This is a genomic window from Marinomonas gallaica, assembly GCF_049821165.1.
GTDB classification, from domain to species: Bacteria; Pseudomonadota; Gammaproteobacteria; order Pseudomonadales; family Marinomonadaceae; genus Marinomonas; species Marinomonas gallaica.
Genome location: NZ_CP187511.1, coordinates 2,172,589 through 2,192,818, shown reverse-complemented (window position 1 = coordinate 2,192,818; position 20,230 = coordinate 2,172,589). Strand labels below are relative to the sequence as shown.

Genomic DNA, 20,230 nt, shown 5'->3' with positions numbered 1-20,230 from the left:
CCATTTTCTTGGTTTTTCTATGCTTAATTTTTAACGTATCAGATTGGTAAATAATGCTAAGCTGCTCATAGTTTTCTCACTCGAAAGGAATGCCCATGTTGATACGTAACCTAACCTTTGCTGTATTGCCTTTTTTATTAACGGCGTGTACGACAATGTCTGAGCCAACGAGTGACGTGCAGACGCAACAACACATTGCATCGAGCGCTGTCGCGCAACCAAAAACGGCCGAGCAAAAGGATATGTCACTGATTGCAGACATCAAACAAAGCCAGCAACAAGCCAAACAAAAGCAATCGAAAGTAGAGCAAGAAGCGCACTCTCGTCAGGCACGATTCGAACACAACCTAAAACAGCCAAAACCGGTCGGCGCGCAAGTATGCACATGGCAAAATAGCATTGGTCATGTCGCAGCGGTGGAAAAAGACCGCATCCAAATCAACGTTCATGGACGCGCGCCGTCAACCACCTATGGCGCCTTCTTTGGCGCCAACCCTACAAACCAAGACATTGAAAAACAAGAAGCAACAGTCTGGACCGATGGAGAAGATTGGGCGGTGTGTGGCGGTAAGTAAGACTTGGGGCTTACATATAAATCAAAGAAAGCATGAACGGCTAGCTTGATAACCGATTGACAAACAACACGACTTTAAAGCTTGGCTTGCCCCAAACACTGAAGCCACTCGATAAGTCTAAATTACCTGAAAGCCTTTCATGCAGCTCTTCGCTGACCCCCGCGTAGTCAGACAAGGTGAAGCTCTCTGGTGCCCAGATATGCAGTAAAACTTGGGTGTTGGTTTACATGCTTTGAACATGAGGCGTCCCTTGAAGTAAAGGAAAGTCCGTCAGCTTTTCTAATATGCCATGATAGCTGTCCGCTTCGATAACCGCACCATGCCCCATGCCTTGACCAGCCAAGGCTGAAAGGAAGTGAGCAAAGTCGATACGTGCCACCGCTTCACTGTCGATCATCGCTAGCAAGCCAGTGATAAATTCATTGATGTAATGATTGGCAGCATCGAGGGCATCATTCAGTTTGACGTTATCGCCTAACGCCTGTTGTAACTTGGCATTCTCCAACACAATGGTCGTGCCTTAAGTCCTACTTAAAATGAAAGAGCCCTCTTCTGGGCTCTTTCATTATCTTAAGTGCAAAATAGCAAATCGAAATATTGACCTATGACTTTACGTCTCTCGCTCATGTTGACCTAGGTTACTCAAATATTCATTACCTTTAAAACTGAGCAAAAAAATCATACAGCTTATCTTTTACTTCTTCTGCGTCAATAAGTTCAATTTCATATGAAGAGGATTTTAAATCCTGTTTATCAGTATCACTCTGAGCAAAGCCAATAGATGATAGTTTCTTAGTCATAGCATCCAAGTTACTTATATCTTTGATATGAACATTCATCAAGAATCCATCTTCAGATTTGTAAATAGATATATTTAAAGTATTGCCTTCAGAAGAATAGCCGCTGATTGATACATAAGCATCTTCCTCCCTAGATTTGACTTCTTCATATCCAATATTAGTAAAAGGAAGAAAACGCTCTTTCTCGCTTTCAAGCTGTAACTGCAAGGCTTTAGTAAGCAGTTCACAATGATAGTGATTACGCTGCGACTGACTCAGCAAAAGAATTTGGTTTCCTTCACGGGCAATAAAGCCCTGAGATGAATATATGAAAAGTTCTTTGCTTTCAATGAGTGCAGCCACCCAAGGCTCATACTGATTCGAAGACAATGCTTGGTGACATATTGCTTCTAAAGAGCCTTGAAGATCACTTTCATCAAGCAATGCATCATCAAGAACAGCCTTTACGTACTCTTGCTTTTCTTCATCAATTGCATTGCCGTTTCGCATAAGGCGTCGCCAACTATGGTCTCGAGGAATATTGTTGCGGCCATCCCTACTGTGAAGCAGATTTAGTCGACCTTGTGAAGCTTGTGTACAATAAAGCCCCTTACTAAGAACAGCCCTCTCCCAAGCATAATCAATGCAACTCGACCCCTTGCTAATCTGGCCAAAAATTGACGACAGTAGGCCAAAGTAGCGAGTAAATTTACTGAGGTACTGGTTGTCATCTCCACCTGTCCAATCACAGTTTCTATGCTGTCGATAGTAATTTAAAACACCAGAAAAATTTAAAATACAACCAACCTGACCATTAAAGAAAGTATCTTTTTCCGCACTTATAATTATCTGACGCCATCTATCTGATCTTTGAATCAGATGTGCTTTTATTTTCTCTTCCTCAACTTGCCCACTCTGGAATACAGTTAGACTACAATCATCTTTAAGCTCATCAAGGATAGCTCTATCCAATTGGAGCAAGTCATTAATGACAAACAAAGCACGAGAAAAGTCCCTAGAAGAGTCTGTAATCGTATTTTCAGTTAGGTTGTAAATTACCCTCATCCAATCACTAAGGTTGGATAAGTCAGAGTCAGTATTAATACTTGCCTTTGCCTTCGCCAGATATCCATAGAATGCAAAAAATCTTAGCTTCTCATCATAGTTTGCGCTGTTTTGGATGACCTTTTCAAACACCTCTTTTTCTTTATAGTAAGAGCTCTCAGGGAGATAGCTTTGGATTTCGTTATCAGCATGCCCATCTCGGTATATTAGGTCTAGAAATTCAATTAACCGCTCAATCAAAGCTTGACTAAAGCTACCTAGGCTTTCGTATTCAGATATAGTAGGTTCTTTAAGCTTACCGCCCTCGCCAAACAAAGCTTTCGTAAGTAGCTCTATTTTTAACGGCTGTTCTTGATTGTCCAAAAGTGATTGGATCATTATCAGCTGCCGAAAAAAATGCATAAACTCATCGTCAAATGAGTTATCCGTAGAGCATATATTGCGGTAAGGCCAAAATAGGTCAGCCCAGTCCGTATCGATTTTATGGATAAAGTATTCATAACCATTTACAACACCATTACGGAAAGGCAATTCATAAGCTGGCCATGGTGCAATATATGACTCAATGTACTGCTCCAGCTTGGCTTTAAAATTCTCAAAAACTGTGAGGGGCTTACCTCGGGCATTCATTTTAATATAAAGCTCATCTGATAAACCAAATGAATGCAAATTAAGAAACTGAAATGTGATATAAGGCTTTTCGATCTGGCATAGGCGAAGAAACAATCCCGCCTCATTTCCAGCAAACATATCCTGAATTGAGTCCAACATATTCAGGCAAGCTTGAACTGTTGGATCTTGTCGCCAAGATAGAAAAAACCAGTGACTATCTATAATACTTTCGCTCACGGATCGATTGCTAAAGTCTACTTTTCTGCTTGCTAATGCATCAAAAAATTCACTCGAGCTTGGCCTGGTCTTGTAAGTAAATCGAGATTTACCTGACTCCGTTAGGAATTGGAGCTTAAATTGCTCAATACATTCATCTGCAACGGCTAGATACCAGTGCAACAAAAATAATGTAGTTAGTCTCTGCTGTCCGTCGAGTACAGAGAAAATCTCGTTTTTCTCTGTGTCTTCATTGGTAATATTTTCATAATTACCATACACAAAATCTAGATCTAGAGATTGCCTATCTGAATGATCATTTTGTGTTAACGTTTTAAACAATGAACGAAGAAATAGAGTTCTAACTTCGTTTTCTTCTGTGCGGCCTTGCGCGTAATCCCGCTGCAAAATCGGAACTTCCACAGTGCTTACATGGTTAAAAAGATTAAAAAATGTGAGGTTCTTACCGCTCATGAGTGCACTCCTGTACCACGAAATAATCCATCAATGCTTTCTACCATTGCCTGCAAATGATCCTGAGTATCTTTTGACTCCCAATAGAGCATTTTGTCGACTTTCTTGCTGTAGTACTTCAGAAATACATTCTTTGTACATAATGGGACAAATGTTGCCTTCTTATCTAATGCAATGATCGTTGAACGTTTAATTGGAAAAACTGCGTTTTGGTAGCTGCGATTCGTGGCACTATCAAGCAACGTGAGATTGCCGATTGAATGATCAGCTTCACTATCATTATCCGGATCATACAATTTAATGACATCTTGATATAAAGCCTCAAACGCACTCTCATCCATTGGAGTCGACTGCAATAGCTGAATGATGTCCCGCTTTATCGTTTGTTCACGATCTCGCGTTGAATTAGGCTGATTACCTTCATAATGAGCACTGCCATCAGAAATATAATCAAGGACATTCTCAAGCCAAGTTTTTTGCTTGGCTTTATCTGTTGGCATCTCTGATGCGACAGAACGAATATGTTCAATATCCCATCGATCTACCTTGTATTTATCGAACTGAAAGCGTGTATTACTTATAGGATTTGCAAGAAGACTAGCGATATTAAATAACAATAATAGCTTTCGGATTACCCGTGTATCACCTCAGGGCTCGAGCATACTTTGTTCTTTTTTAACCAAACAATAATTGAGCACGATAATCATCGCTCCAAGTAGCTCTTTTTAGCTTCTGCCGTTGGCTCGGTGAATCATCATTACATTGCCTAAGTATGTTCATCACAAAACGTTTGAATAGAGCCATATGCTCTACCGCATCATCCATCACGATTCTTGACTTATCTTCATTAAACACGACATCCAGAACATAGTGCTGATTGTTTTCAATACGCCAGTGTTGGCGTATGTAATGATGCAATGACTTATGTTTAGGCGATAAAGAGCTCACATAAAACGACGTGTCTATCGTTGTTTTTCCTTTGACCGTTCTAAGCCTCTCTACAGCGATGATACTGCGTACAGTGGGCCACTTCTCAGACAACTCCGGCGGGAATTTCGCTTTCAGTTGAAAGACATTTCGCTCTTCTGTTCGCCCATGTCCTTTTTCTTTCAACTCTATAACAGGCGTGGCTTTCGGCTTTTTAAAGTACGCCTCAAATTGCTGTTCAATCGCTTTTTTTAGCTGCCCTTGATTGCCTTTAACCTGAACCACAACATGACCTTTTTGCTCCCTAATTTGCTCTAGCGTTTCTCTCTGGCAATGCAGTGCATCAACCGTCACCACAGCCCCTTGAATATTTAACACACTCAACATATCTCGTACTGTCGTGATTTCGCTTGTTTTCGTGGCCGTAGCTTTCTGACTTAAAACTAAGCCATTTTCAGTATCGTAAGCTGTGACAAGTTGAAGAGCTGATTGCGGGTTCCCTCTATAAGCTCCTCGTAGCACTTTTCCATCCAATGCGATCAAGGGTTTTCCTTGTGATTTCCGGTTCTCATTAACCCAATTGATTAATGCTTCCAGTAAGGTTTCTGGCACCAGGCCCTTTAGAATGCGAGCAATAGTGTGGCGTCTTGGGATACCATGTTTAAATGCTCTATACTGTTTCAGCCATTCAGACTTCCCATTCCCATACGTTTCGATATCTTGCCAACCTTCGGCGCCAGCCATAATGGCGGTGATAACGAGAAACATGACATCCACTAAATCATGTTTTTGGTTAATATCAGAGCGAGTTTCTTTAATAACAGATAGATGTTCGATAAGAGTCACGGAATGAAGCCTGTTTGATGAACTACAAGCGCTACAATACAGGTTTTGGCAGGCTTGAAGCTAGTTCTTCAAAGTATGCTCGCGCCCTGTGTATCACCTTGGTAACTAAGATCACTTAGATAGTTACTTATTTGGTCAAAGTTAGGCTTATCTGTCGTCTTTTTAAATGCATCTTTTACAATGAGACTTAGTAGCTTTTCACGAAAATCGTACTTACTCTTCGTTTGTTCACTAACTCCAAATAGCTCAGGAATAGTAACACCTTGAGCAACTAGATAACCTATCAGATGAAACAGTGCTTTATCGTTATACCATTCTTCCAGAGTCATAAAGCAACGCTTGATAGACAGCCACTCATTGGTAGCATCTAGCGTACTTTTAGGTTTTGATAGCTGCTTATTAAATTGTAAAAAGACTTTTAACTTATCATTTTCAAGTATGCCATCACTGCTAAGATTTCTGCTCGCCAACTCCAAAACAAACTCTATGCGGTTTGTTGTAATCGATTTATTACTCAAAAAATACCAAAAAGAATCATCTTGCAAGCGTTTTTCAATCGTATCCCATTCTTGAGCGATGTTTAACTGCTGCAGGTGCGTAGAGGATTGACCAGCGGCTGTGAAGTTTGAAGAGCGAAGAAAAAGAGCCTTGACAAGCTCAGCATTTACCAACGGAATTTTGCCCATATTGAGGCGTGTAAAAACATCAATCACATTTTCCGACTCGGGTACCTGATACCAAATTACTTTCACCTTATTTAAGAAGACAGACTCTATGTCATTAATACGGTGTATCTTATCTTTGAACCATTCTCGGATGGTTATAAAAGCCTGATAAATATGATGAAAGTCGATATTCTGCTCTTTTAGGCTCTCATCTAATGTTGACAGATAATCATGGCACTGTGGCCGAGTTTCAAAATCCAATGTATAAAGTTGCTTTCTGAAATCCACAGCAAAGCGGCTATTAAAATAACCTAGAATCAGTAAAATCGTCGTCAGACGCTGTTGACCATCTACCAGCTCCCAGACCCCATTTGTTTGCTTGACTACTACAGGTTGCAAGCAGTAAAAGTCATCTTCCTTAGGTTGCTTACGATCACAAAACTCATAAACATCCTCAAGAAGTTCAATAACCTGCCTTTGAGACCAGCGGTAACCACGCTGATAGGCTGGGATAAAAAACGAAAATGTTAACAAGTCATTTATGGATTTAAGTTCTAACTCAGGGTGTTGAGACATCCTTGTTCCTTATTAAATTTATTCTGATTTTACGTTAGGCATAGTTAAGATTATACAGTCACCTCTTGTTATTGTGGACAGATAACAAAACAGTTTACTTTAACCCTATCAAAAGATATCAATAGAAAACTATTTTTCTGGGATGAATCATGAACTATACGGAACTAAAGGCACGCCACCGCGCTGAGCGAGCAGATTACCTTTCAGCATCTTTATCTCTTCGATTACACCGATCATTAAGCTGGTTGAAGCAAGCAGAAATAAGCGAAGACGACGACTCACAATTCATTTTCTTATGGATCGCTTTCAACGCCGCCTATGCTCAAGACTCCGCTGAAAAATACTACAACACTGAAAAAGACAAATACTCAGCCTTTATAGAAAGGTTGGTTGGCCTTGATGCTAATAAAAAGCTTTACGGCCTCGTTTGGAGCCATTACTCCAGTACCATTAGATCCATTTTGAATAATGAGTTTATCTTGGCTGATTACTGGCGTTTTCAATCAGGCGATATCAAAGAGTCTGATTGGATGGATGCTAGAGCTCTTGCCACTAAAGCCGCCCATACAGCGCTTGCAAACAATGATACGACAACAGTTCTATCCATCATCTTATCTCGCTTGTATGTGTTACGAAATCAAATCATGCATGGTGGGGCAACACACGGAAGCAAAGCCAACCGTAAGCAACTAACAGACTGCACTACTTTCATGTCTCAAATCGTACCATTAGTGATTGAACTGATGATGGCTGGACAGGATCAAGTTTGGGGTGATGCAGCATTCCCATTGATCGATAACTAATCATCCACTACTTAACAACGGTATCAGTTACCTAGAATTATCTAGGTAACTGTATACTTTTGCGAATGAATTAGTCCAAATTATTTAGCTGTTGCTCATATAATGCTAATGCTCGTATCTACTTGCATATTCAGATAATAAGTGCACCACTCATGGTTGAGTAGGTGACGAGAAATGAGATGGCGTACCATCAGTGGCACTTACAGGCCAACCGTTGCGCTGTGACGAACCCAACATAGACGACACTGCGCTGCTAAAAGTTAGATCACGCAGAAAACTATCAACTATGTTGAGTTTGGCTTACCGCTCACTTATTGCTGCAATGTAGGAAATTAATAAGTGCTCCAATTGTCTGCATAAAATATCATTCTGGTCAGAATAATATCGAACTGCTAACCTGATAATCGATTAACAAACAATACAACTTTAAAGCTTGGCTTGCCCCAAACACTGAAGCCGCTTGACAGGTCTAAGTTGCCCGAAAGTCTTTCATGCAGTTCTTCGCTAATCCCAGCATAGTCAGACAAGGTGAAGCTCTCTGGTGCCCAGATATGCAGTAATACTTGAGTGTTGGCATGCGTGCTTCGGATATGAGACGGCCCTTGTAGCAAAGGAAAATCCGTTAGCTTTTCTAAAAGGCCGTCATAGCTGTTTGCTTCAATGACCGCGCCATGACCCATACCTCGGCCTGCAAGGGCTGATAAAAAGTGGGCAAAGTCGATCCGCGCCACCGCCTCACTGTCGATCATCGCCAATAGGCCCATTATCAATTCATTGATGTAATGATTGGCCGCATCGAGGGCATCGTTCAGTTTGACGTTATCGCCTAATGCCTGCTGCAACTTGGCATTTTCCAGTACAAAGGTCGTACCTGCCGATTGTCGGCAGCGCTCAATCAAGGTATCCGCCAAAATAATCCTGCGCCTCCCCTCAAAGGCGAAGGGTCTTACAACAAATGCGATGGTTGGTACATTAAGTTCTTCACACATTTCAAGAACAATAGGCGTCGCGCCAGTGCCTGTTCCCCCACCGCCACCACTGACGGTGATCACCAAATCGAACCCTGCAATCATATCTTGCAAAGCTTCGGCTGATTCACGGGCTGACTGCTCCCCAACATGAGGCATGGAGCCTGCACCAAGCCCCCTTGTCAAAACCTCACCAATCGGCACCTGCACGGGTGCTTTGGTTAAACTCAGCTCGCGCTGATCCGTATTAACCGCAGCCAGTGTCACCTTGTCCAAAATAGCCGTTTGCGCCATGACCTCCACAGCACTGCAGCCGCAGCCACCAATACCTACTAACAAAATGTTAGGCGCCCCATCTTCAGCAAGATCAAATACCACTTCTGAATGGTTTATACTCATAGCAACTCTCCTTGCTCTAACACCATCCAATCCTGGTCTGCACTGTGTGTTCCAAGCCACCAGTCCAGGAGATCCGTATCATATTGACGACGTGTACCATCACGACGAACGGCATTAATCACTTCCCAACGAGCATTGCCCAAACACTCAAATTCAATTACGCGTTCTTTACCGGGTTCGTCCACTCGATAGACATAACGTTTACCATTTCGAATCTGCTCAATAGTGCTTTGAATATGATCGTTCATATATCGCTGCTCGTTATGAAACATGTCCTCCGTTTCGATCGCTGTCAAAGGTGGCTCCGACTCAAACGGTGGCATTGGGAAAAACACATCATTAGGTCTTGCCATTAGAGCTCGCCGACGCTTTTGGTAGGAGGCTAAAGAACCCTCATACTGATCAAACCAATCCTGTACCGCCTTTAACGTTTCCGATGTCGCCTCGGCATTCTGACGGCCTTTAATCTGCTCAAGACTCCAGGTTCCGTTCAAACACTTCAGCTCAATGGTGGCTCGTTGTTCACCCATATATCGGTAGATGTAGCTTTCACCCTGCTCGATCGTTTCACGGTAACTGGACGCACAGTGCTTCATACGCTGCCCTTCCTTACATAAGGCAAGAAATGTGCGAATAGGCTTAATGACCTTCGTTTCCTCTAAAGGCGGCTCTGGGAACACACCCCACAACCCTTCTTCTTGGGGCAAGACCTTATTCAACCGTTTTGTCCATTTATCATGACGTTTCTTAAGTCCATCAAACGAGCGCACACGATCAAAGTGGCTGTAAGCAGGAATGCCTAACGCCTTACCAATACGCTGAACATCTTCAGCACTTTTCTTCACTTCCCACAGCCAACTGCGAATCTCTCTGCCAGGAAGTGGTTTAACTTCCTCTAAATCACCTTGCCACTGACGCACATCTATCGGTAAATCGATGAGCGTCATAATTTGCAAGAATGATACGCTCGCTTGGCCAAAGCCATTTAGGTAAGCGGTTTGCTGCGGATCGCGCAGCCATTTTTGTAGGCGCTGCCATTCATGCACATCCCCCACACTTGCGCGCACTTTGCGTAGCCACTTGAGCATCCACTTCTGTCGATGCCCTGAGACCAGCTCTAACAAATCTAAACGAGGACGTGTTAACCAATGCTCGATATCCTCCTTTGGTAGCTGTGCTTGCTGTGCGCACCCCAAGAACAGCCATGCCAAATTAAAGTCTGACTCACACAACTGCTTGAACGCATCAGATTGAAGGCACATATTCAGCATCGAGATCTGTAAGTGCCGAATCGACAGCGCAATCTTTTTTACGTCTTCTGGTAAGAAGCACATGACTTCTGCCAAGATCGGGCACGTTTGTGCCCAAGTCAGCAATGGCAAACCTGCGTCCTGATCAATCTCCTGCCAGCGGTCGTCATTAAGCTGACTGCGCTTAATGACGATGCCGTTATAAATCGGCAGATACGGAATGATCAGCAGCTTCTCTTTGATTGGGTAGGTAATCTCCCAAATCAGTGCTGAGCTCTCTAAGTAGAATGCCCCATCGTGAGCTTGCAAAGCGACGAGCTCCGCTAAGCGCTTATCACGGGCTGCTATGTTCTCGCGTAAGATAGCCATAGCCGTTCTCCCTACTTCTTCGACTTACGTGATCTATTACGGTTGATCTTGCGGGGCACCCACTCTTCAGACGATCGTGGCACAGCCTTTAGCGGCGCTTTCTTTTCGCTTGGTTTATCGTGCAGTTCAAACGTAATCGATTTAACGCTGAGACAATCCGAGCGATGATCAACAACCTTAGCCAGCATGTGTTCTAATATCTCATAAAGCTCGGCTTGTGCGTGTTGCTCATCACCGTACGCCACCATGGTGTGATCACCATCTTTCAAGATGTTCTTACGAGAAAGTTTCACCTTGCCATCTTTCTCATCGAAACAACCAAAGCTACCACCGTACTCAACACTTTCGTCGTTGTCCCACAGGAACCACTTCTGCTGTTGATCTGGATACCAGATTTGGCTGCACTCCACATGAAACCAAGGCTCTACCTTCGAGGTGCCTTCACGCCAAGTACGCACATCGACCGCACGCAGGAACCCCGTCTCTTGGATTAAATCCTCCATTGCAAAGTGCTCTTCAAAGTCATCAGCCACTTCTTCAAAGTCGATCCACTCTTCAAGGTCCTCCACCGAAGCAATGTAGATCGGATCTGTTGCGAAGGAATCCAAGACACGCTGACGCGATACCCAAAAAGTCGCCGCCAAGTTAGCGTCGTCATAGACTCGTTCTTCCAAAGCATCGATTATGGCTTTTTTAAGGCGCTGTGCCGCACTGCCCATTAAATAGTTGGCGTGATCATTGCGCTCATCAAAGGTGTACAAGTCAAACTCATACACATACTTCACACGGGGAATAAAGAAATCCGGCTCAATCTTACCCATATTGTGAACTGGGTTTGAATCCGGAAAAAAGCGCAAACTGCGAGAATGAATAATCATAGAAAGTGTCCTTATGTCTGTCGTTCAACAAGGACTACTTTAACACTACCAAGCGACAAAACATGTCTCGGTAAATAATTGATTTTAAAAGGAAAGTTTAACTAAAACCGTAACCATTAAGTTACCGCCTAACTTAATAAACATCAACTAAAAACGGAACCATTTTTAACGCTAGAACTTAACCAGGCGAGGCTGTAAATACCTAAAATCCACCCTCAAACTAGAGGTTTAGCGCATAAAATTCGGACAGTGGAAGGGTTATAAAATGTGCTCAAGGGACTTAGTGGCAACACAGCTACAAGCAAAGAGAATCTATATGCCCAATATCGGAATATTTTGGTATTTCAACGGAAAAGTCATTGGTCGTAGCCGACCTTTTCAGGAAGGAGAATGCAGCCTACCAGGCCTTTGGGATACACCAGATAATCATATCGACCTATGGGAACACGCCCCCGATAGCATCCAACTGCCGAATGAACTGAGGCAATTGGAATATCAGTCCATACCCAGAGGGAGAATCCTCTACAACCAGCGTAGCAAAACAACCGTGGTGTACATGGATAGAACGCTCTTCAACGATGACAGTAAATCGGCTATTCATGACTTCTTCGAGCTACAAGGCAACAGAATAAAGTGGTGTAGAGACCCTCATTATCAAGTGTTCTAGATTGGTTGGTCTTTAGCGAAGATGAATGCACCGACCCGAACGTAACATTTGAATGCCCAGAGTGTCAGATCAAGTTAAAGCACTTCGTCGACGAAGGCACCTATTACGGTGCCAGCGTGGCGGAGATTGATATAGTGGATGAGTCACTACAATATTACTTCTAGGGTGTTATAGCTCACTTTACATCTTATGCCAAAATCGCTTCTCTGCCTGCTTCTTATTTGTATATAGAGAATCTTTGTCACTTATTTTTAAACGCCCAAATCCGTCAAGTAAAAAACCTGATGTGCCTAAGGCTTCGCAATTTAATTTAGTCGATACTGGGATTGGAAAAGTAAACTCATCATCAAATTTCTTAATATCTAGTTCAAACTTACCAAACTCAGAGACATCTTGATCAGTTAGGTCATCACTATCAACATGCTCGAAAACCTGAGCGAAAAGCCACATTTTTAAATTCCCTAATGAAAACTCAAAAACTTGTTCATCAATTGCACCATCGAGCTCATCCCTAGCCCTATCCATCGCATGTACAGTTAGAATAACCGCGACACTGTATTTGCGCTTGCCAACCGTAACAGTTGAGCTAGTAAACTCAGACTTATGATCGGTATCTGAGCATTGGTAAAATTTTTTCTTACGAATAGTTTTAGCGTCATACTCATAAACTTCACCTTTCTCACCTTGCTCAACCTTAAGATAGGGGTGTGAGTGCATCGTGCCAATATATTCAAAGCCTTTACCAAAAATAGCCGCAATATCTTGCTTGAGTTCCAATGAAATATCAGACGCGGTAACGGAGCCTCTAGTTCGAGCTGCCGAGGTTTCTGGGGTTAAGTGATCCACATAGCATTTAAAAGGTAAATTTTTATTTGTTCTCCCCCACATATGCGCGAAGGTCTCTATTGCAACAACATCTTGACCATCATGCTTAATGGCATAGGCTTCAAGGCCAGCCAAAATAATATCAAAGAGGGCTTCCTTACTAATATTTACTGAATGCAAGTCCGTTGTCATACTTCATATACTCCGTTTCCATCTTTATCTATTATATATTTCCGTGTTTTTATGTCAGAACTCTCTTTTTCTGACATCGTAGATTCTTTTTCTGCAACCATTCTCAAAACAATTTCTTCAGCATCTTCTATCTCATCAGCCTGAGCAAAAATAAACTGCTTTAAAAACTGATCGATGCGCATATTGAGCTTAAAGGGCGGAATGCTTAGACCATCTAATTTTTCAAAATAAACTTTGGCTTTTGCCTTATCAACAGTGTCTTTAAGCGCGTCAAAGCGACCGAAATTATTAAGGTTTTTCTCATTAACACTATCGTTTAATAAGCTAGTAAGCTGGCTTTTATCTAAACCTAACGCATTAACAATGGCGTTAATCTGGGCATTTTCAGCATTGTCTTTGTAGGTGTTGATGTAATCTCTGAAACTATGGCCTTCTATTAACTTTGCATCGCCACGCTGTAAATCATGTAAGAAAAGCTTGGCGTATTTTTGTTCAGCTTGCGTCAGTGAAGAAAATGACTTGTGCAGTTCGTTGAGTGTAAGTTCAATGCTGGCTTGATCATTATGCTGATTTAGCTCTTTTAAATATTTATCAAAACGACTATTCATATAGTCGGCATCAATCTTTCCAGTATCAATTTCCGTCAAATAGCCACTAATATCAAAAGGCACATCGCCGCCACCCGCACCACCACCATCACCTTTTGATGCGAGCTCTTTATAACGCAGCGCAAGGCTCAGGTAGGTTTGTTCATTAATGGCGAGAGTAACCTCATGTTCAGTGCCATTTTCGCCTGTTGAAGCGTCCGTCGTGAATGTATAAACCGACTGCTCCCAATGTAAACCTTGTACCTTCGCGGCTTCTAGATGCTGGTTAAATACTTTAAATAGTTCAGCAAACTTTGCGCACGCTTCAACATCTTCTGGCAGTTTTTCAAAATTTGCCACACCGGCACTGATGAACAACTCGGTAATATCACCGAATAGTTCATTCATTGCTTCTAAGTTACTTTCTAGCCTATCAACAAATAACCCTATGGGTCTGTCGCCTGAGTATAGTTTTACCGCATCGTTAATATGTTGCTCCATCGTATGCGGGTAACGATAGTAACGGATAACACCATGAGGCTTATCGGGGCCAAACAACCGATTGGTACGAGAGAAGGCTTGGATGATATTTTGGTATTTAATTACCTTATCTAAATACAAGACATTCAGCCACTTGGAGTCAAAACCGGTGAGCATTTGGTCTACAACAATCAATAAATCCAACTGTTTTGTAGGATCGGTATGAATACGCTCATAAGGTTTTTTGTGAGCAAGGCGTGCGGCTAGATCTTTCTTAAATGCTGCATGACGGGCAAAATCAAAATCGTGGCCATAACGCGCATTATAGTCACGCATAATTTCATCCAGACCATCACCTTTAAACGTTGGCCCACGGTCGCCACTGCCATCATTATCAATGTTGGGATCAAACAGTGCTGATACTTTTAAATCAGGCTTAGCAGCCTTTAACAGACGGTAATAATCAATGGCTTCAGCAATACTGTTAGTAGCCAAAATCGCATGAAACTTATTGCCTTGGCTTAGCACATCCCATTTGTGTAAAATATCTTCTACCACTTTGGCTTGGTGAGTCTCGCTTAGATACTGACTTTTAGGCACATAATCTTCAATACCTTTGTGGTATTTACCTGTGGCGTCTTTGTAGCCAGCCATAGGCACTTCATTCATAAAATAATTAAATTTTTTCTTTTTGGCGGGATTATCCATGGCTTCCGCTACCGATTCCGCCTTCGCTTGCTCTAGGGCGACAGCCTGCCTTAAGTCACCGTCCCTAAAAGTAGGCACTTTATAGGGATCAAAGCCGAGTACGTTACCATCTCGAATACCATCAGCTATGCTATAGCGGTGCAACTCATTGCCAAATACGGTACTGGTAGTATTGCCGTTTTTTTCATTTTCTTCTTGGATCGGAGTGCCAGTAAAACCAAAAAACAAGGCGCGGGGAAAGGTGCGTTTAATAATGATCAGCATGTCGCCAAACGTTGAACGGTGCGCCTCGTCAATAATAAATACCAAGCGTTTAGCGCGGATTTTTTCAATATCTGCCGAGTTTGTTGCAGTGCCCTCATCATCCACTTCTTCAAAAATATTACTCATTTTTTGAATAGAGCTAACAATGAGGGTATCGGCTGGGGATGTGCTTTTTAGCTTAGTTACCAATACATGGGTATTTTCGGTGGCTTGTACATCTTCACCATCGCCTGCAAAATTTCGGTATTCCGCCAGCGACTGGGTGCCCAGCTCGATGCGATCCATCAAAAAAATGACTTTATCGGCATCTTTTGATTGGGCAATGAGCTGTGCTGATTTAAAGCTGGTCATGGTTTTGCCTGAACCCGTGGTATGCCATACATAGCCGCCCAAGCGGTCTGGGTTATTAGCTGCGCTACCCAATTGTTGCCAGTGGGTTTTGGCTACCTTATCCGATATCGCATTGGCGGCGTAATACTGATAACTGCGCATCACTTTAAGCACACCATCGGTATCATCGGCAACGGTGTAAAAGCCAATTAACTGGTGCGCCATGGGGATGGATAACAATGTTGAGGCAATGTCTTTCCAATGGTTCATGGGCTCGTTATTAAAATCGGCCCAATTGAATTGGTAGTCTGGGTTAAATTTGCCATCTAGCCCAGGATTGGCAAAGTATTTGGCCTCATTAGGCTCCATAGCGACAAACACTTGGATCAGTGAAAACAGGCCGCTAAAAATACCTTCTTTGGAATACTTTTCAATTTGATTAACCGCTTGGCTTACCGGTATGCCGCTGCGCTTTAGCTCCACATGAATGACCGGCATTCCGTTAATCAGCAGCAGTACATCACCACGTCTGTCATTACGCAGTGGGCTGCCACGTTTAAACTTAGGTTGTTGCACAATTTGGTAACGGCTTTGGCCTGCCGCAATTTCTTGGCGGTCATAGATTTTCAGGCTGACTTCTTTGCCAAGATGCAAACTATCGGCGGGGTTATCGCGCTTAATGGCTACCGTTTTGCCGTTGATTAAGCCATTAAGCTTAAGCGGTGTTTTCAGCTCTTTGATCTGCTCAATAATCTGCTGCATTTCCGTTGCCGTCAGTGGCACGTCGTTTAAACGGTCTTGCTGGCGATTATTTTCAAATAAAATGTTCGCCCAGTTTTGCAGTAACTCCGCTTCGGTTTTGTTTTTAAGTATCTCGCTTTCCCAGCCCTTGTGGGTAAGCACTTCGATAAAGGCCTGTTCAAATTGCGCTTCGGTTTTAAACGTGGTCATGGCTGTGCTCCCTGCTAAACAAACATTTTGCTCAAGCAGGCTTGCTTGATGTTATTAAGTTTGATGATCTGTTGTTGGTGTTGGTTGATCAACGCATCAAGTTTTTGGAAGTAGTTGCCGATTCTTTGTTGTTCTGCTTCATCGGGCGACAAGTAACTATAAATATTCAGCTCATCTCTATTTATTTTTGGCATACCAGTACGCGATGAAACTGACACCGTATATTTGTAAAAATCATCAGTTTGCAGAATTGCATACAGATAATTCTGAACCACTCCATTTTTTGCACTCAAAACATATGCGTCGGCACTAGCAAGACCTTCAAATGGCGCAATAACATACTTTGCTAGTTGAGGATTGATTTTCCCATAAAGAATATCACCTTTATTAAAATGGAATTTCCCGCTTATTAAATTGCTGTCTTTTACTTTTAAGACATTGTTATAAAACATACCGGTGAAAGACTCTATGTTCCCTGGGCCGACATGAAGTAGCTCGCCATACTGGCTAGACCTTGGATCAACCATATTTGTTGAAATATCAACCGTATCTCGCCAACTGCGCAACACCCACTCCCCACTAAACCCTTTAAAACGAATTTCCGGGATTGTTTCGCCTTGTTTGGGGAACATTTTTTCCAACATGGCTTTTTTTATGTTGCTGAGCTTGTCATGCTTTTGTTTGTGTTGGTTGATTAGGTTGTCGAGTTTTTGGAAGTAGGTGCCGATGGCGGTTTGTTCTGGCTTAACTGGTGTGAAATCTTCCAATTCTGTAAGTTTATTTACTGAAAGGCCAGGTTGAGCTGATTGCCCGGAATATTGCCCTAGATTCATTAGTCCGAGTTTGTAATAAAGGAAAAGCGTGTCGTTTTTTTCGTTCGCTTGGACAGCTATTGCGTGCTCAGTAAAAAAGGCTTTACCGCATGAATAATTCATATTCCCACAAAGAGCACCCTGTCTTCCTATTAATGCATAAGTGCCATCATGGTTATACTCGGAAGTAAAACCTCTCAAGCCATTGCCACCATAAACAGGGTAATCTCCAGATTTTTTTATATCTTCTGCTTTAATAAATTTTCCGCTTCGGAAATTTGAACATGCAGTTCCTATGACTATTTCTCGCCACTCGTCACTAAACCCCTGAAACCGAATTTCCGGCACTTTCTTTTCCAAACTCATCTTATTCGCCCTTCAGTAAGCTAGTAAGTTCAGCCAAACCTTGCATATCAAACTCATTACCGGTGAGCTCGCCCATCATGTCGGCCAGCCCGATCTCGGTGGTTTTAATCTCATTCGCCACTTGCGAATAAGTCACCGCGTATTTATCGGCAAGGGCTTGCACTTGGCTGGTGAGCTGAGTAATCACGGCGCTTGGCATGGCCGCAAGCTCTTGGCTTAATGGCGCGATCCATTTTAGGTGCAGCAGATGGTTTACTTGATCGTTTAGCAGAGCTTCAATGGTAGATTTAGTTCTTAAATGAAGAGCCTCAGAGTCATCTTTAATCGCTTTCTTTAGCTTTTTCTCTTCATCGACTAGCTCACTTACACGGATGATTTTCGCTTCGTAGCTGTCTTCAGCAAACTTAGTTTTACTGTCCTTTTGTTCTTTCAAGAAAGCCTTGGCTGCTTTGTTTACCTCAGCATTGACGAAACCATCTTTGCTTTCTTTAACTGCCTCGGCTTCTTTTTCTTCTTCAGATAAGGATTCAAGAATCTCTTCTAGTGTACTGATGACCTCTGCCAGGCTAGTTTCTTTTTCAACCAATGCCGCTAGATCATTACTAAGGTAGGTTTGCTGAACCAACTCAAATGGTATGATGTGACCTTTCCAGCCGTCTTGTACTTCGGTGTCTTTGCCTTTGACCTTTTTAACAACAATATTGGCATCAACGACTTTGGTCGTATCAAAGCCTTCCGTTTGCATCATCTCTAAGTCTGCTTTTATGACTTGCCATTGGTCATTGAGGTATTGGTAAGCCTGATACTTATCAATCAACTTGATCGAGGATAGACGAGTAAATAGCTCAGCACTCAGCAATGGCTCTTGCTGATTACGGTTTACTTTGTCCCAGTCTTGGATCAAGGATGTGTTTAGATAATCATCAAAGCCGACAAAGGCTTTATTGTAGGCATTAATGAAATTTACCACTTGCGGATGGCTACTGATCGTTTCATTCACCGATACTTTTGCTACCGCCAGCTCACTGTATTGTGCTGATTTAGGCGCAAACAAAGCGGTACGTGCATCTGGTAAAGCCTCCCAGTAATGCTGTAACTGAGCAATTTCGCTATTTGGGATGCCGCCGAGCATAGTGGCGTGTAAATCCCAGCTTTCAGCGGCCTGTGACGAGTCGACATAACGCGGAATATTCAGGTTATAGCCATTCTCGCGCAGGGTTTGCTTACTCACTACTTGAGAGAATTTTTCGATGCTGTCGCGGTTAATGACCGCATCAACAATGCGCTTGATGTCACTGGCTTGCAGTTTATTGTTTTTACCTTCTTTAACAAAGTGCTTGGAGGCATCCACAATTAATACGTCATTGTTTTCACGCTTCTGCTTGAGCACCAAAATAACGGTAGGAATACCAGTACCAAAAAAGATGTTGGCCGGTAAGCCGATAATGGCATCAATGTGGTTTTGCTCAATCAGTTGCTTGCGAATTTCGCCTTCTTCACCGCCACGGAACAACACGCCATGGGGCAAGACAATGGTCATAATGCCATCGGGTTTTAGATGATAAAGATCATGCAGCAAAAAGGCAAAGTCGGCTTTGGTTTTAGGCGCTAAGCCAAAACGGGAATAGCGAGGATCGCTGTCTTTAAAACTTGGGTCCCAGGCTTGTGAGTAAGGCGGGTTAGAAACGACCGCATCCACATACAGCGCATGATAAGTACCTTGCGGATCGTTTTCATCAAAGTATGGCCAATCGTCTTCTAAGGTGTCACCGTTACGGGTTTTGATATTGCTGGCTTTAATGCCGCGCATGATGAGGTTCATACGGGTCAAGTTATAGGTATTTGCTTTCAGTTCTTGGGCATAATAGGTAATGCTGTCTTTGCTTTTGGCGTATTTTTCGACCGCTTCACCAATATTAATCAGTAACGAACCCGAGCCCGACGTTGGGTCGTAAATCTCGATGGTGTCTTTGTGTTTTAATTCGTGGGCGATGATGTGCGACATCAGTACCGAGACTTCATGCGGCGTGTAGAACTCACCGGCTTTTTTACCGGCATTGGCGGCAAATTTTTCAATCAGGTATTCATAGATGTAACCCAGTACGTCATAGCCTTGCTTACCGTTCATTGGGATACTTTTGATTAAATGCAGTAGGTCACTAATGGCTTTTGTGCGCTTACCCGCGCTTTCACCCAGTTTGCTAAGACCCGTTTCGAGTGTGGTGAAAATTCCTTCAAACAATTTTTTGTAGGTAGGAGAAATCAAACGGCTAAAGGCGGATAGCGCATCGCGCACGTTAGACTCGTCAAAGTCGAATGCAGGATCAACCCAAGTAGCAAACAAATTATCGTAAGCGATGAAATAACCTAGATTGTCTTGAATGTACTTGACCGTGTCCGCGTCTTCTTCGTTGAGGGCTTTAATGTCTTCAGGTGTCATGCCCTCTTTGGTGACAAACTGAACTAATTGGTCACTTAGGTACTTGTAAAAAATGAAACCTAAGATGTAATCTTTGTATTCGTTGGATTCGATTTTTGAACGCATCTGGTTGGCGGATTCCCAGATTTTGGCGGCCAGTTGTTGCTTGTTCATTAGTAAGCTTTCCTAGTGTTAAGTTGCATGTCTACTGTCTCTTGCCCGATCAT

The 20,230-nt window shown here is 42.7% G+C and carries 16 protein-coding genes; 2 read left to right on the top strand and 14 right to left on the bottom strand.

Going from position 1 to position 20,230, the window contains the following annotated elements; all coding sequences use genetic code 11:
• Nucleotides 1–95 precede the first annotated feature (95 nt).
• Nucleotides 96–575: a hypothetical protein gene (locus ACPUEK_RS10305; protein WP_067217745.1), complete on the top strand. Its 480-nt coding sequence runs from the start codon at nt 96–98 to the stop codon at nt 573–575.
• 40 nt (nt 576–615) lie between these two features.
• On the opposite strand, the gene ACPUEK_RS10300 is transcribed toward ACPUEK_RS10305, so the two are convergent.
• From ACPUEK_RS10300 to ACPUEK_RS10275, 6 genes are all read right to left on the bottom strand, one after another.
• The gene (locus ACPUEK_RS10300; RefSeq protein WP_425640658.1) at nt 616–750 is read right to left on the bottom strand and encodes a hypothetical protein; all 135 of its coding nucleotides are present in this window, start codon (nt 748–750) and stop codon (nt 616–618) included.
• Between the two features lie 48 nt (nt 751–798).
• A complete protein-coding gene (locus tag ACPUEK_RS10295; RefSeq protein ID WP_425640657.1) occupies nt 799–1,083 on the bottom strand; it encodes a hypothetical protein in 285 nt (94 codons plus the stop codon).
• Nucleotides 1,084–1,234: 151 nt separating this feature from the next.
• Nucleotides 1,235–3,721 carry a GmrSD restriction endonuclease domain-containing protein gene (locus ACPUEK_RS10290; protein WP_425640656.1) on the bottom strand — a complete coding sequence of 829 codons (2,487 nt, stop codon included), beginning with the start codon at nt 3,719–3,721 and terminating at the stop codon, nt 1,235–1,237.
• Complete coding sequence (locus tag ACPUEK_RS10285; RefSeq protein ID WP_425640655.1) at nt 3,718–4,338, bottom strand: GmrSD restriction endonuclease domain-containing protein; 621 nt, start codon at nt 4,336–4,338, stop codon at nt 3,718–3,720. The genes ACPUEK_RS10290 and ACPUEK_RS10285 overlap by 4 nt, the downstream gene beginning before the upstream one ends.
• 58 nt (nt 4,339–4,396) lie before the next feature.
• A complete protein-coding gene (locus ACPUEK_RS10280) occupies nt 4,397–5,494 on the bottom strand; it encodes an ISAs1 family transposase (protein WP_425640654.1) in 1,098 nt (365 codons plus the stop codon).
• Nucleotides 5,495–5,562: 68 nt separating this feature from the next.
• The gene (locus ACPUEK_RS10275; RefSeq protein WP_425640653.1) at nt 5,563–6,735 is read right to left on the bottom strand and encodes a DUF262 domain-containing protein; all 1,173 of its coding nucleotides are present in this window, start codon (nt 6,733–6,735) and stop codon (nt 5,563–5,565) included.
• A gap of 149 nt (nt 6,736–6,884) precedes the next feature.
• Between ACPUEK_RS10275 and ACPUEK_RS10270 the strand changes: the two genes are divergently transcribed.
• A complete protein-coding gene (locus ACPUEK_RS10270; protein ID WP_425640652.1) occupies nt 6,885–7,538 on the top strand; it encodes a hypothetical protein in 654 nt (217 codons plus the stop codon).
• A gap of 392 nt (nt 7,539–7,930) precedes the next feature.
• On the opposite strand, the gene ACPUEK_RS10265 is transcribed toward ACPUEK_RS10270, so the two are convergent.
• The 8 genes from ACPUEK_RS10265 to ACPUEK_RS10230 all read right to left on the bottom strand — a co-directional run bounded on the left by ACPUEK_RS10265 (nt 7,931) and on the right by ACPUEK_RS10230 (nt 20,177).
• Nucleotides 7,931–8,905, bottom strand: coding sequence for a hypothetical protein (locus ACPUEK_RS10265; protein ID WP_425640651.1), 975 nt, complete (start codon nt 8,903–8,905; stop codon nt 7,931–7,933).
• A complete protein-coding gene (locus ACPUEK_RS10260) occupies nt 8,902–10,524 on the bottom strand; it encodes a PcfJ domain-containing protein (protein WP_425640650.1) in 1,623 nt (540 codons plus the stop codon). Before ACPUEK_RS10260 ends, ACPUEK_RS10265 begins: the two co-directional genes overlap by 4 nt.
• An 11-nt stretch (nt 10,525–10,535) precedes the next feature.
• The gene (locus ACPUEK_RS10255; RefSeq protein WP_425640649.1) at nt 10,536–11,402 is read right to left on the bottom strand and encodes a hypothetical protein; all 867 of its coding nucleotides are present in this window, start codon (nt 11,400–11,402) and stop codon (nt 10,536–10,538) included.
• Between the two features lie 436 nt (nt 11,403–11,838).
• Nucleotides 11,839–12,003 carry a hypothetical protein gene (locus ACPUEK_RS10250; RefSeq protein WP_425640648.1) on the bottom strand — a complete coding sequence of 55 codons (165 nt, stop codon included), beginning with the start codon at nt 12,001–12,003 and terminating at the stop codon, nt 11,839–11,841.
• A gap of 246 nt (nt 12,004–12,249) precedes the next feature.
• Nucleotides 12,250–13,086 carry a hypothetical protein gene (locus tag ACPUEK_RS10245; protein WP_425640647.1) on the bottom strand — a complete coding sequence of 279 codons (837 nt, stop codon included), beginning with the start codon at nt 13,084–13,086 and terminating at the stop codon, nt 12,250–12,252.
• On the bottom strand, nt 13,083–16,406 hold the full coding sequence (locus ACPUEK_RS10240) for a type I restriction endonuclease subunit R (protein WP_425640646.1): 3,324 nt from the start codon (nt 16,404–16,406) through the stop codon (nt 13,083–13,085). The genes ACPUEK_RS10245 and ACPUEK_RS10240 overlap by 4 nt, the downstream gene beginning before the upstream one ends.
• Before the next feature lie 14 nt (nt 16,407–16,420).
• Nucleotides 16,421–17,584 carry a restriction endonuclease subunit S gene (locus tag ACPUEK_RS10235; RefSeq protein ID WP_425640645.1) on the bottom strand — a complete coding sequence of 388 codons (1,164 nt, stop codon included), beginning with the start codon at nt 17,582–17,584 and terminating at the stop codon, nt 16,421–16,423.
• A gap of 1 nt (nt 17,585) precedes the next feature.
• The gene (locus tag ACPUEK_RS10230; RefSeq protein WP_425640644.1) at nt 17,586–20,177 is read right to left on the bottom strand and encodes a type I restriction-modification system subunit M; all 2,592 of its coding nucleotides are present in this window, start codon (nt 20,175–20,177) and stop codon (nt 17,586–17,588) included.
• Nucleotides 20,178–20,230 lie beyond the last annotated feature (53 nt).